The organism is Acidobacterium capsulatum ATCC 51196 (assembly GCF_000022565.1).
In the GTDB taxonomy this organism is placed as follows: domain Bacteria; phylum Acidobacteriota; class Terriglobia; order Terriglobales; family Acidobacteriaceae; genus Acidobacterium; species Acidobacterium capsulatum.
In genome coordinates this window covers 1,712,057-1,725,159 of the sequence record NC_012483.1, presented here as the reverse complement: position 1 = coordinate 1,725,159, position 13,103 = coordinate 1,712,057, and the positions used below count along the sequence as shown (strand labels likewise).

Annotated in this window: 15 protein-coding genes; 14 read left to right on the top strand and 1 reads right to left on the bottom strand. The window is 60.6% G+C overall.

The window, feature by feature from the left end; genetic code table 11:
* Positions 1–85: 85 nt before the first annotated feature.
* The gene (locus ACP_RS06980) at positions 86–2,095 is read right to left on the bottom strand and encodes a S9 family peptidase (RefSeq protein WP_015896591.1); all 2,010 of its coding nucleotides are present in this window, start codon (positions 2,093–2,095) and stop codon (positions 86–88) included.
* Between the two features lie 163 nt (positions 2,096–2,258).
* Between ACP_RS06980 and ACP_RS06975 the strand changes: the two genes are divergently transcribed.
* The 14 genes from ACP_RS06975 (at position 2,259) to rplP (ending at position 13,039) form a co-directional block, all read left to right on the top strand.
* Positions 2,259–2,711 carry a GNAT family N-acetyltransferase gene (locus tag ACP_RS06975; protein WP_083770544.1) on the top strand — a complete coding sequence of 151 codons (453 nt, stop codon included), beginning with the start codon at positions 2,259–2,261 and terminating at the stop codon, positions 2,709–2,711.
* A 547-nt stretch (positions 2,712–3,258) separates the two neighbouring features.
* Complete coding sequence (gene rpsL / locus ACP_RS06970) at positions 3,259–3,654, top strand: 30S ribosomal protein S12 (protein WP_015896589.1); 396 nt, start codon at positions 3,259–3,261, stop codon at positions 3,652–3,654.
* Between the two features lie 91 nt (positions 3,655–3,745).
* Positions 3,746–4,216 (top strand): 30S ribosomal protein S7, encoded by a 471-nt coding sequence (gene rpsG / locus ACP_RS06965; protein WP_015896588.1) that lies wholly within the window; start codon positions 3,746–3,748, stop codon positions 4,214–4,216.
* A gap of 94 nt (positions 4,217–4,310) precedes the next feature.
* Positions 4,311–6,392 (top strand): elongation factor G, encoded by a 2,082-nt coding sequence (gene fusA / locus ACP_RS06960; RefSeq protein ID WP_015896587.1) that lies wholly within the window; start codon positions 4,311–4,313, stop codon positions 6,390–6,392.
* A 70-nt stretch (positions 6,393–6,462) separates the two neighbouring features.
* Positions 6,463–7,650: an elongation factor Tu gene (gene tuf, locus ACP_RS06955; RefSeq protein ID WP_015896586.1), complete on the top strand. Its 1,188-nt coding sequence runs from the start codon at positions 6,463–6,465 to the stop codon at positions 7,648–7,650.
* Positions 7,651–7,723: 73 nt separating this feature from the next.
* Entirely contained in the window at positions 7,724–8,041 is a 318-nt protein-coding gene (gene rpsJ / locus ACP_RS06950) for a 30S ribosomal protein S10 (RefSeq protein ID WP_015896585.1), read from the top strand.
* Positions 8,042–8,131: 90 nt separating this feature from the next.
* A complete protein-coding gene (gene rplC, locus ACP_RS06945; protein ID WP_015896584.1) occupies positions 8,132–8,872 on the top strand; it encodes a 50S ribosomal protein L3 in 741 nt (246 codons plus the stop codon).
* Between the two features lie 97 nt (positions 8,873–8,969).
* Positions 8,970–9,638: a 50S ribosomal protein L4 gene (gene rplD, locus ACP_RS06940; RefSeq protein WP_015896583.1), complete on the top strand. Its 669-nt coding sequence runs from the start codon at positions 8,970–8,972 to the stop codon at positions 9,636–9,638.
* A complete protein-coding gene (locus ACP_RS06935; RefSeq protein WP_015896582.1) occupies positions 9,638–9,931 on the top strand; it encodes a 50S ribosomal protein L23 in 294 nt (97 codons plus the stop codon). Before rplD ends, ACP_RS06935 begins: the two co-directional genes overlap by 1 nt.
* Positions 9,932–10,043: 112 nt before the next feature.
* A complete protein-coding gene (gene rplB / locus ACP_RS06930) occupies positions 10,044–10,871 on the top strand; it encodes a 50S ribosomal protein L2 (RefSeq protein WP_015896581.1) in 828 nt (275 codons plus the stop codon).
* A 134-nt stretch (positions 10,872–11,005) separates the two neighbouring features.
* The gene (gene rpsS, locus ACP_RS06925; protein WP_015896580.1) at positions 11,006–11,290 is read left to right on the top strand and encodes a 30S ribosomal protein S19; all 285 of its coding nucleotides are present in this window, start codon (positions 11,006–11,008) and stop codon (positions 11,288–11,290) included.
* A 26-nt stretch (positions 11,291–11,316) separates the two neighbouring features.
* Positions 11,317–11,832 carry a 50S ribosomal protein L22 gene (gene rplV / locus ACP_RS06920; RefSeq protein ID WP_015896579.1) on the top strand — a complete coding sequence of 172 codons (516 nt, stop codon included), beginning with the start codon at positions 11,317–11,319 and terminating at the stop codon, positions 11,830–11,832.
* A gap of 15 nt (positions 11,833–11,847) precedes the next feature.
* Complete coding sequence (gene rpsC, locus ACP_RS06915; RefSeq protein ID WP_015896578.1) at positions 11,848–12,519, top strand: 30S ribosomal protein S3; 672 nt, start codon at positions 11,848–11,850, stop codon at positions 12,517–12,519.
* Positions 12,520–12,604: 85 nt separating this feature from the next.
* On the top strand, positions 12,605–13,039 hold the full coding sequence (gene rplP, locus ACP_RS06910) for a 50S ribosomal protein L16 (protein WP_015896577.1): 435 nt from the start codon (positions 12,605–12,607) through the stop codon (positions 13,037–13,039).
* The last annotated feature ends 64 nt before the right edge of the window (positions 13,040–13,103 follow it).

Here is a 13,103-nt window from a genome sequence, read left to right as displayed (position 1 = left end):
CCACGGGTACGCCAGAACAGCGCATCCGTACAAGGAATTGCAGGTTCGGCCCGGAATCCCGTTTGGAACCGGGCCGAACCCACGATCACTGCTTTTCTGCCGGCATGTATTGCTCGAACCAGGCAAGGGCACGTTCAAGCACATTGCGCCGGTCGGCCGGCTTGTAAAAGCCGTGCCCCTCGCCCGCATACACCACCAGCTCGGTCGGCACATGCATCGCGCGCAGCGCGTGCCAGAACTCATAGGACTGCGGCGCCGGGCACTCCTTGTCGTTTGAGCCCACCACCACCAGCGTCGGCGTCTTTACATTCTTGATGAAGTTGATCGCCGAGCTCTTGGCATACACCGCCGGGTCGTTGTAAACCGATGCGCCAAAGAAGGGAATCATCCACTGGTCGATTGAATTCTCGCCATAGTAGCTCTTCCAGTCTGAGATGCCGGCCCCGGCCACGGCCGCGTGAAAGCGCTGCGTCTGGGTCACGGCAAACATGGTCATAAAGCCGCCGTAGCTCCAGCCCGTCAGGCCCACGCGATGGTTGTCGATCGGCACCTGCTTCTCCACTGCATCCACGCCCGCCAGAATGTCGCGCAGGTCGCCATAGCCAAAGTCCTTGCGATTGGCCTTGGTAAAGCGCTCACCCTCGCCATAGCTGCCGCGCGGATTCGGCATCAGCACAAAATAGCCCAGCGCCGAAAAGGGAACCGGCCCATAACCGGCATAGGGCCAGTGCGCCAGGTTGGCATAAGCCGGGCCGCCGTGTACGTAAACAATCAGCGGATACTTCTTCGCCGGGTCATAGTTCTTTGGATAAAGCAGCCATCCCTGCACATGGAGCCCATCGTTCGTCCACTGGACGGACTCGGCCTTGCCCCAGAGCGGCTTGCGGTCACTGTTTGCGTGAGTGATGGCGTGCAGCGTGCCCCCCAACTGGCCTTCATAGACTTCCGGCGCATGCGCAAACGAGCTGGCAATCAGCGCGACTTCGCCATTCTTTGAAAGCGAAACGCTGTTGAGCAGCCGCCCGTCGCCGATCGATTGTCCTTGGGGAGCCAGCAGGGTCTTGACCTGTCCGGTCACCGGATCAACGCTCAGAAAGGCCGTCTTGCCCGCCGCAATGTCAGAGAATCCCAGCCGGTTCGGCCCCAGCCAGTGCAGCCAGGTTGGCGTGCTGGCGATGCCTGGCGTGATGTCCTTCGGCTGGCCGCCACTGGCAGGAATCAGATAAATGTCTCCGCCCGTCACGCCCTGGTCTGACATTAATCCGCCAATGAAGGCAATCTGCTTCCCGTCTGGCGACCAGCGCGGCACGGCAATCTGCAAACCATGCAGCGCGCCGCTCACCGTGTTCGGGTCCAATACCACGTGCGGAGCTTCCCCGATGGCCTGCGTGTACATCTCCGCCGTCCACCAGTTGTCATCCCCCGGCGGTGGAGCCGCCACATAGACCAGCTTCTGGGCATCCGGCGACCACTCGAACTCGTAGACATACAGGCTGGCGGGGGTGATCTGTGCAACCTCTCCGCCCTTGGCCGAAACCGTCGCGACGCGCTGATCCTGAATATGCTCGACGCCAATCACGCCCGAAGGCGCCGGTGACGGAGCCAGCGCATTCACCGGTCCTTCGGAGCCCTTCACATAGATGAAGCTCAGCTCCTGCCCATTGGGTGACCACGCCAGCGAGTGCGCATAGCCATCCAGCTCCGCCAGCAGCTTCGGCGTGCCCGAACCATCGGCTTCGGCCACAAAGACGCCCGGCTTGTGATCCGGGGTGCAGTTGGAAAAGAACGCAATCTGCTTCGAATCCGGCGACCACACCGCATCGCTCTCCCGGCCTGAGTTGCCGGCCGGGCAGGCCGTGATCACCCGGGCCCCTGCCGGATCGGCTACGCTTGCCACCTTCAAATGAGCGCCATTCCGCCCGCCTTCGGCCCAGACAAGGCTCTGTCCATTGGGCGACAGAGCAGTCTCGCTCACTGCGGTGGTCTGTTGCAGGGCGTCAATCAGATGGTTGATCCTGGCATGGTCTGGAGCCTGCGCAAAGGCGCCCGACGCCAGGGAAAAACTGAGAATCGCGGCAGAAAAAGGAATCTTCATGGACAGGTTTATATCAGTTGTCCGGTCCGCAGGGGAAAGTGCCTTCCTGCTTGAACCATCCTCGATTCCCGGTTGTGATAACGTCCGGGCATTATGACCTCCTCCTCTCATTCGCGCCGCCCGGTATCACGATCCTGACGATCTCGGCCTATGCCGCACGTTGATGCGCGAATACGCGGCTGCCCTCAATGCAACCGTAGGCGGCGAGCATATTTGCGTCACTTCGCTCGATCAGGAGTTGGCGCGGCTCCCCGAGCTCTATGCCCCGCCCGCCGGCGCGCTGCTGCTGGCTTTTACCGGTCAGCAACCCGCAGGAGTGGTCGCGCTGCGGCCGCTGCCGGCATCCCGCCCTGCGTTGGCGTCTGAAAAAGCCTGCGAGATGAAGCGCTTATGGGTACGGCCGGCATTTCAGGGGCTAGGCCTGGGCCGCCGGCTGGCCGAAGCCGTTCTTGAGGAGGCGCGGCATCTGGGCTACCACGCCATCTATCTCGATACACTACCGGCTACCATGCAGCGGGCCTACGCTCTCTATCGGGCGCTGGGTTTTTTGCCCCTGACGGCTCCGCCCGAAACCCAGCCCGGGCCGGAGGTTCTCTACCTTCGCCGTTCCCTTTAGCGCCCCGTAGAAACGCCCTCTCTCGGCCCCGTGCAGCAACTGCGCGAATGCGTTATGCTCTATCTATCTGCTCCGGGCACAAAAGAGCTACAAATTCCGGGAGAAAACTCTCTCTATCCGTTGACTCTGCTCGAAGCTGTTGGTAATCTTAGAGGGTTCCGCGAGAGTGCGCTTTGGTGTGTATGTTGCCGGCGCACGATAGGAATTCAACACGAGGCGGCCAGTGAGGCGCTCGTGAGCCACTGGCCGGTCTCGTAACGGCAGGGCAACATCGCATCGGAGCCTGCGACATCCGCCACCTTGGCGGACTATGTAGGCCGGAATCAGCGAAACGGAGTTGGCCAGCTTTCCCTCATCTTTGAGCAAGCTGCGCGCGGCCACCGTCCTGATTCTCGTCTGAGAAGGTAAGGAAGCAGACGCGAAGCAGAATCAGGGCTTCGTGCGGGCATGGGCCGCCTCCAAGGGTGGCCGGGAGAACCGCGCGACTCGAGGATGCTGCGCGCCTGACAGGTTTGAGCAGGTTTTAGGACAGGTAAGGAGTTTCAGTTTGCCTACATTCAGTCAGCTCGTTCGCAAGGGTCGCACCGCGCCTCGCTACAAGACGGCTTCGCCTGCGCTGCAGGGTTCGCCCCAGCGCCGCGGCGTCTGCACCCGCGTTTACACGCAGACCCCCAAGAAGCCGAACTCGGCGCTGCGTAAGGTTGCCCGTGTTCGCCTGACCAACGGCATCGAGGTCACCACGTACATTCCCGGCATCGGCCACAATCTGCAGGAGCACTCGATTGTGCTCATTCGTGGCGGCCGTGTGAAGGATCTTCCTGGTGTCCGCTATCACGTGGTGCGCGGCACGCTTGACTCGGTCGGCGTGGCCAACCGCAAACAGGGCCGCTCCAAGTACGGAGCCAAGCGCGCCAAGGGTGGCGCGGCGGCCGGCAAGAAGTAGCGGTCTGCGCGAATAGGTTTGCGCCTGCCGGAAGATGGCTGGTGCCGATAGTGCGAAAGTTTTCAGCAGTTCGGAAGAAGGAACAGGTTTTATGCCGAGAAAAGGTCACATTGCGAAGCGGGAAGTGGCTCCCGATCCGGTCTACGGTTCGACGCTCGTCACCAAGTTTGTCAACTCCATGATGTGGGGCGGCAAAAAGTCGACGGCGCAGGGTATTTTCTATTCCGCCATGACGAATCTGGAGCAGAAGGGTGGCGACGAGGCCATCAAGCTCTTCAAGAAGGCGGTCGAGAACTGCAAGCCGCTGCTCGAGGTCAAGACTCGCCGCGTCGGCGGCGCCAACTATCAGGTGCCGGTCGAAGTGAATCCAGAGCGCCGCACCTCGCTGGCGATTCGCTGGCTGGTGAGCTACGGTCGCGCCCGCGGCGAAAAGGGCATGATTGAGAAGCTGACCAATGAGCTGCTCGACGCGGCCAATGGCCGTGGCGCCGCGATGAAGAAGAAGGAAGACGTTCATCGCATGGCTGAGGCAAACAAGGCTTTCGCGCACTACCGCTGGTAGTTTGCGGAAATTGAAAATGAGTGGGCCGGAGCTTCCGGCCTGAACCATGGTTTTAATCGCGGGGAAACTCGCGGGAAGCAGAGAGAGATTCACAGTGGCTCGCCAGGTACCTCTGAACCGTTGCCGGAATATCGGAATCATGGCGCACATTGACGCCGGAAAGACGACGACGACCGAGCGCGTCCTGTTTTATACGGGCATCACGCACCGTATTGGCGAAGTGCATGAAGGCACCGCCACCATGGATTACATGGAGCAGGAGCAGGAGCGTGGCATCACCATCACTTCGGCGGCCACCACCTGCATGTGGAATAACATCCGCATCAACATCATCGACACCCCCGGCCACGTGGACTTTACGGCCGAGGTGGAGCGTTCGCTGCGCGTTCTCGATGGCGCCGTGGCTCTCTTTGATTCGGTTTCCGGCGTGCAGCCGCAGACTGAAACCGTATGGCGTCAGGGCGACAAGTATCGCGTCCCCCGCATTTGCTTCGTCAATAAGATGGACAAGGCCGGCGCGGACTTCGAGCATGTGATTGAGACCATCCGCAAGCGCCTCGGCGCGCGTCCGGTCGCGATCCAGATTCCGATCGGTGCCGAAGCCAACTTCAAAGGTGTAGTGGACCTGATCGAGATGCGCGCCATTCTGTGGCACGACGAAACGATGGGCGCCAAGTATTCCGTCGAAGAGATTCCGGCCGACCTGATGAAGAAGGCGGAAGCCTTCCGCATGCAGTTGATCGAGACTGTCGCCGAGAATGACGACGAGATGCTGCACAAGTTCCTTGAGGGCGAGACTCCGACCGTCGAAGAGCTGAAGAAGGCGTTGCGCAAGGCCACCATTGACATGCATGTCTTCCCGGTGCTCTGTGGTACGGCATTCAAGAACAAGGGCGTGCAGACGCTACTCGACGCGGTTGTTGATTATCTGCCGAGCCCGCTCGATGTGCCTCCGGTCGAGGGCATCGATCCGTCGGACACCTCCGTGGTGATGACCCGCGAAGCCAAGGATGACGCGCCCTTTTCGGCGCTGGGATTCAAGCTCATCAATGACCCGTTCGGCAAGCTTGGCTTTATCCGTGTCTACTCGGGCGTGCTCAAGACGGGCGACACGGTTCTCAACCCCCGCACCGGCAAGACCGAGCGCGTGGGCCGTCTGGTCAAGATGCACGCCAACAAGCGCGAAGACATCACTGAGATCTACGCTGGTGATATCTGCGCCGCGGTCGGCCTCAAAGAGCTGAAGACAGGCGATACACTTTGCGCTACTACGGACCCGATTGCGCTCAGCGCCATCGACTTCCCCGAGCCTGTCATTTCGGTTGCGGTCGAGCCGAAGACCAAGGGCGACCAGGAAAAGATGGGCATCGCGCTCTCGAAGCTCGCCGACGAAGATCCTACTTTCAAGGTGCGCACCGACGAGGATTCGGGCCAGACCATCATCAGCGGCATGGGTGAGCTTCACCTTGAGATTCTTGTCGATCGCATGAAGCGCGAGCACAAGGTGGAAGCCAATGTGGGTGAGCCGAAGGTCGCCTTCCGCGAAACCATCCGCAAGGCTTCTGAGGCGGAAGGCAAGTACATCCGCCAGACCGGTGGTTCCGGTAACTACGGCCACGTCAAGATTCGCCTCGAGCCGAATGAGCCGGGCAAGGGCTTTGAGTTCATCGACGCCATCAAGGGCGGCGTGGTTCCCCGCGAGTACATCAAGCCGACCGAGCAGGGCATCCGCGAAGCGCTGCAGAACGGTGTTCTGGCTGGCTACGAGATGGTCGACGTCAAGGCGACGCTCTTTGACGGCAGCTATCACGATGTGGACTCGAACGAAATGGCCTTCAAGATTGCCGGTTCCATGGCTTTCAAGGAAGCCGCGAAGAAGGCAAGTCCTGTGCTGCTCGAGCCGGTCATGTCGGTCGAAGTTACGGTTCCGGAAGAGCACATGGGCACCATCATTGGCGACATCAATTCGCGCCGCGGCCGCATCGAGGGCATGGAGCACTCGGGTGGTTCGCAGGTCATCCGCGCGATCGTGCCGCTCAAGGAAATGTTTGGCTACGTCAATGACATTCGCTCTTCGACGCAGGGCCGCGCCTCCTACACGATGCAGTTTGCGCGTTATGAGGAAGCCCCCCGCATGATCAGCGAAGAGATCATCGGCCGCAACCAGGGCAAGTAGGTTTCAGTGATTGGCCTCCGCGCGGAGGCCGTAGTACGAACGAGTTTGAGAAAGGTTCAGAGAGGGACACATGGCGAAGGAGAAATTTGATCGTTCGAAGCCTCACGTGAATGTGGGGACGATTGGTCACATCGATCACGGGAAGACGACGTTGACGGCAGCGATCACGAAGGTGTTGTCGAAGCACAACCCGAACATCGCGTTCCGTTCGTTCGACACGATTGACAACGCGCCGGAAGAGCGTGAGCGCGGTATCACGATTGCGACGGCGCACGTGGAGTATGAGACGTCGAACCGTCACTATGCTCACGTGGACTGCCCGGGCCACGCCGATTACATCAAGAACATGATCACGGGCGCGGCGCAGATGGATGGCGCGATCCTGGTGGTGGCAGCGACCGACGGTCCGATGCCGCAGACCAAGGAGCACGTTCTGTTGGCCCGCCAGGTGGGTGTGCCTTACATCGTGGTGTTCCTGAACAAGTGCGATGCTGTGGAAGACCCCGAGCTGATCGACCTGGTGGAGATGGAAGTGCGTGAGCTTCTGTCGAAGTACAACTTCCCAGGCGACGATGTGCCGGTGATTCGCGGTTCGGCCCTGGGCGGTCTGAACGGCGAGGCGCAGTGGGAAGCGAAGATCGACGAGCTGATGCAGGCCGTGGACGACAACGTGCCGTTGCCGGCGCGTGCGGTGGACCAGCCGTTCCTGATGCCGATTGAGGATATCTTCTCGATCTCTGGCCGCGGCACGGTAGTGACGGGCCGCATCGAGCGCGGCAAGGTGAAGGTGGGCGAGGAAGCCGAGATTGTGGGCTTCCGTGACACGCGCAAGACGGTGGTGACCGGCGTCGAGATGTTCAAGAAGCAGCTCGATGAGGGCATGGCCGGCGACAATGCGGGTCTGCTGCTGCGCGGTGTGGCGAAGGAAGATGTGGAGCGCGGCATGGTTCTGGCGAAGCCGGGATCGATCACGCCTCACACGAAGTTCAAGGGCGAGGTTTACGTGCTGTCGAAGGAAGAAGGCGGGCGTCACACTCCGTTCTTCAATGGCTACCGTCCTCAGTTCTACTTCCGCACGACGGACGTGACGGGCACGGCGAAGCTTCCGGAAGGCACGGAGATGGTGATGCCGGGCGACAACATCGCGCTGGAGATCGAGCTGCACACTCCGGTGGCGATGGAGAAGGGCCTGCGCTTCGCGATTCGCGAAGGCGGCCGCACGGTCGGCGCCGGTACGATCAGCGAAATCCTGCAGTAAGCGCAGGGTGGAACGAGACAGTTTGCAAAGCCTGCGGGGCCTCTAAGCCTCGCAGGCAGGAAAGATACACACTATGGTTGGACAACGGATTCGCATTCGGCTCAAGGCATACGACTACCGGGTGCTCGACACTTCGACAGGCGAGATCGTCGATACGGCCAAGCGCACGGGCGCTCAGGTCGCCGGCCCGATTCCCCTGCCGACGGTCAAGAACAAGTATTGCGTGCTTCGCTCGCCCCACGTGGACAAGAAGTCCCGTGAGGCCTTCGAAATTCGCACGCACAAGCGGCTCATTGACATTCTTGAGCCGACCCAGCAGACCGTGGACGCCCTGATGCGTCTGGACCTGCCGGCCGGTGTGGATGTCGAGATCAAGGCGTTCGAGAAGTAGCCATTTGGCCGCTCAGGCTTTAGCCTGCGGCCGCAACCAGCCTTCAGTGCCTGCGGTAATTGAGCCGGCATGATGGGGAGATAAAAGAAGATGTCAGTTACAGGAATTCTGGGCAAGAAGATCGGCATGACCCAGGTGTTTGACGAGAAGGGCGAGGTGCACCCCATTACGGTGCTCCAGGCAGGCCCCTGCGTTATCACCCAGCTCAAGACCGCGGCCAAAGACGGCTATGACGCCGCGCAGATCGGCCTGGTCGAGTTCGTCAAGGACTCCAAGGTCACCAAGCCGATGAAGGGCCACTTCGCCAAGAGCGATGTCGCTCCCGTCCGCATGATCAAGGAAGTCGATGTCGAGACCGCAGCTCCCTCTGCCGAGGGCGAGAGTAATGGCGCGGTGAAGGCCGGGGATCGTGTCCTGGTGGACATCTTCGCTGACGAGAAGTATGTCGATATCATCGGCACCAGCAAGGGCCGCGGCTTCGCGGGCGTGGTTCGCCGTCATGGATTCGGCGGTGGCCCCAAGTCCCACGGTCACATGTTCCAGGTGCAGGGTTCCATCGGCGCCTCGTCGTTTCCCTCCCGCGTCTTCCCGGGCCAGCGCATGCCGGGCCACATGGGCACGGATCGCGTGACGGTTCGCAACCTCCGCATTCGTGGCATCGATCTTGATGAGAACCTCATTATGGTCGAGGGTGCGGTGCCGGGTCCCCGTGATGGTTACGTGCTGATCTCGAAGGCCAAGGCTCCGCCGCGCGAGCGCCGTGGCTTCTCCGGTGGCGGCACGGTTGATCCGCTGAAGGCTTCGAAGAAGGCAAGCGCCAAGAAGAAGTAACGCGATACCGCTAGCTTCGGCATGAAATTCAGTATCGGCGCAAGGCGCCGGCTAAGGGCTAAAAGCTAAAGGCTGATAGCTGAAAAGAGTTAAGACAATGGCAAACGTTGACGTTTTGGATCTCGGGGGAAAGAAAGTCGGCTCGCTGGAGCTGGCCGACGAGCTTTTCGCTCCGAGCGAAGTGAATGAGGCGCTGCTCTGGGAGGCGGTCAAGCATTACCGCGCATCGCTCCGTCAGGGCACGCACGCCACCAAGAACAAGAAGCTCGTCTCCGGTTCGGGCAAGAAGCTCTGGAAGCAGAAGGGCACCGGCCGCGCGCGCGTTGGTTCGGTTCGCTCGCCGCTCTGGCGTCATGGCGGCACCGTGCATGGACCGCAGCCCCGCTCTTATGACTATGCCTTCCCGAAGAAGAAGCTCATGGGCGCATTGCGTTCGGCACTGGCCGCAAAGCTGGCCGATGGCAAGCTGATCGTCGTCGAGAGCTTTGAGGTAAGCGAGCCGAAGACCAAGCTGTATCGCACCGCGCTCGACAAGCTTGAGGCCAATCGCAGCACACTGCTGGTGGAGTCGAGCCAGTCGCTAACCGAGAATCTTTATCTCGGCGCCCGCAATCTGGCCAATGTCGAGCTGGTGCTCAACAACGAAGTGCATCCCTACGATCTGCTCCGCTACGAGCGGGCGATCTTCTCCCGGGCTGCCATCGAGAAGCTGCAGGAGTCGCTCCAGAAGACCGTCTCCCGCCGCAGAAAGGCTGAGGTGGCCTGATGCCGACGACTTATACCGTGATCCGCCGCCCGCTCATCACCGAGCGCGCGCTGACCGTCAAGGAGACCGAGAACACCCTGGTCTTTGAAGTGGCTGGCAAGGCAACCAAGACCGAAGTGAAGCAGGCTGTTGAGGCGCTGTTCAAGGTCAAGGTTTCCACGGTCCGCACCGCCAACTATGCCGGCAAGGAACGCCGCCGGGGCCGCTTCGTCGGCTACCGTCCGGACTGGAAGAAGGCGTATGTCCGCCTCGCTCCGGGCGAAAAGATGCCGGAGTACGTGAACAGCCTGTAAGTGGAGTCCCTCGCGCAGGCCATGGCTCGCGCAAGAGGAAGATGCAGGACAGGATTTTTTGGAACGAGCTGGTCCACCGCAAGGGCGGCCGGCTAGAAGCTAAGAGTTAACTATGCCGATCAAGACATTTCGACCGATCACGCCGACGCTTCGATTCCAGACGGCGCTGGTCAATGACGACATCACCACGGACAAGCCGCATAAGCCGCTGCTCGTGACCAAGCTCCGCACGGGAGGCCGCCGCAACTCAGGCGATCTGACGATCCGTCACCACGGCGGCGGTCACAAGAAGAAGCTCCGCCTGATCGATTTCAAGCGTGACAAGTTCGGAGTTCCGGGCCGCGTCGCGACCATCGAATACGATCCGAATCGCTCCTCGCGCATTGCTCTCATCAGCTATGCCGACGGTGAAAAGCGCTACATCCTCCAGCCGGTGGGTCTCAAGGTGGGTCAGACCATCATGAGCGGTCCCGAGGCCGACATTCTGGTGGGCAACGCGCTGCCGCTCAAGAACATCCCGGCCGGTACCACGGTGCACAACGTCGAGCTTCGCCCTGGCAAGGGTGCGCAGATGGTTCGCTCGGCCGGTGCCTCGGCGCAGCTGGTGGCCAAAGAAGGCGACTACGCGCTCTTGAAGCTGCCTTCCGGTGAGACGCGCCGCGTACTGATCAACTGCATGGCGACGATCGGCCAGGTCGGCAATACCGACCACGAAAACGTCAGCATCGGCAAGGCGGGCCGCAACCGCTGGAAGGGCATCCGCCCGACCAACCGTGGTGTCACCATGAACCCGGTCGATCACCCGCACGGCGGTGGTGAAGGCAAGACTTCCGGTGGCCGTCACCCTGTGACGCCCTGGGGCCAGCCGACGCGTGGCTACAAGACGCGCAACAACAAGCGGACGGACACATTCATCGTCAACCGCCGGGGCAAGAAGTAATAAGGACAGTTCCTAGCTCTTAGCTTTTTTGCTGCCAGCTAGGTTGAGCAAGATTAAGGTCAATCCGCAACACTCTCATGGAGAGCGGAAAGCTAAAAGCTAACGGCTAGAAGCTGGCAGCTAAACGAGGTTTTATGGCACGGTCGACAAAAAAGGGTCCTTTCATTGACGGGCACCTGATGGTCAAGATTGAGGCGATGAACCAGGCCAATGATCGCAAGGTCGTACGCACCTGGTCACGCCGCTCGACGGTTCACCCCGATATGGTCGGTCACACGATTGCCGTCCACAACGGAAAGAAGTTCGTTCCCGTCTACGTGACGGAAAACATGGTGGGTCACAAACTGGGCGAATTCGCCCCGACCCGCACCTTCAAGGGGCATGCGGCCAAGACCGAATCCTCTTCAAGGGCGCGTTAAGAATTCAGAGGGATCAGGGTAAGCCAATGCAACTGGACACACGGGAATTCCGGGCCGAAGCGCGATTCCAGCGGGTATCTCCGCAGAAGGCGCGCCTGGTGCTCGAACTCATCAAGGGCCGCGGCGTCGAAGAGGCGCTCCACACCGTCGCCTTCACTAAGAAGTCGGTGGCTCCGCTGGTCGAGAAGGTGCTGCGTTCGGCCATTCAGAACGCCAACTATCTCAGCCAGGAGCAGGGGCTGGATGTTGATGTCGACAATCTTTATGTCAAGCAGGCCGTTGCCAATGATGGCCCCCGCATGAAGAGGATTCGACCGGCGCCGATGGGCCGCGCCTATCGCTACCAGCGCCGTCTTGCGCACATCGTCATTTCGGTGGCCGAGCGCGCGCAGGCTGGGGATCTGGTCGAGCGGGTAGAGGGTGACTCCGCTGCCGCCAAGCCGGCGAAGAAGGCCGCTGCGAAGAAGACTGCGGCGAAAAAGGCTCCGGCCAAGAAGACGGCCGCCAAGAAGGCTCCGGCGAAGAAGTCGGCCAAGAAGTAAAGGATCGAGGAGACTATGGGACAGAAAGTCCATCCTTACGGATTTAGACTGGGCGTGAACAAGCCCTGGCGCTCTCGCTGGTTCGTCGAGCGCGACTACGACAAGCTGCTCGTCGAGGACGTTCACCTGAAGCGCGAGCTGAAGGAAAAGCTCAAGGCCGCGGGCGTCAGCTCGGTCGAGGTTGAGCGCCCTGGCAACAAGCTGCGCCTCATCATTCGCACGGCGCGCCCTGGCATCATCATCGGGCGCAAGGGTGCGGAAATTGAAAAGCTCAAGGCGGATCTGCAGAAGCGCACCAACCGCGAGGTTTTCATTGATATTCTTGAAGTGAACAAGCCGGAGCTCGATGCCCAGCTGATCGCTGAGAATATCGCGCTGCAGCTTGAGAAGCGTGTAGGCTTCCGTCGCGCCATGCGTAAGGCTGTCGATTCAGCGCTTCGCTTCGGCTGCAAAGGAATCAAGGTTCGCGTCTCCGGCCGTCTGAACGGCAACGAAATCGCGCGCTCCGAGTGGTATCTGCAGGGCCGTCTGCCACTGCACACGCTCCGCGCGGATATCGATTACGGTTTTGCCGAAGCGCACACGACGTATGGCATCATCGGCGTCAAAACCTGGGTCTACCGTGGCGATATCTACCAACAGCGTCGCCGTGAGCCGCAGGCCGCCGTCGGAACGTCGGTATTTTAAGTATCCAGTTGTCAGTTGTCAGTCCCCAGTTTCAAGGCTGGCAACTGATAACTGACAACTGATAACTGGTTTAGAGGGTTTCATCATGTTGATGCCAAAGAAGGTCAAGTATCGCAAGCAGCAGCGCGGCCGCATGCGCGGCAAAGCATGGCGCGGCAGCGAGCTGTCGTTCGGCGACTACGGCCTGAAGGTTATGGAATGCGGCTACATCACGGACCGGCAGATTGAAGCCAGCCGTATCGCGATGACTCGCTTCATCAAGCGTGGCGGCAAGATTTGGCTGCGCCTGTTTCCTGATAAGCCGATCACCAAAAAGCCGGCCGAAACCCGTATGGGTAAGGGCAAGGGCGCTCCCGATCATTGGGTAGCGGTCGTTCGCCCCGGCAAGGTGCTCTTTGAGATGGAAGGCGTCAGCCCGGAGATGGCGCAGGAAGCCATGCGCCTGGCCGCCAACAAGCTGCCGCTCAAGACCCGCTTCGTGATGCGTCACGACGTCAAGACGACAGTCGCCGCCAAGTAGCATCCCGCGTGCCGGATCGACCGGCAGAGATTGAATGGATACCCGGTCCGGATGGGCCGGAGTC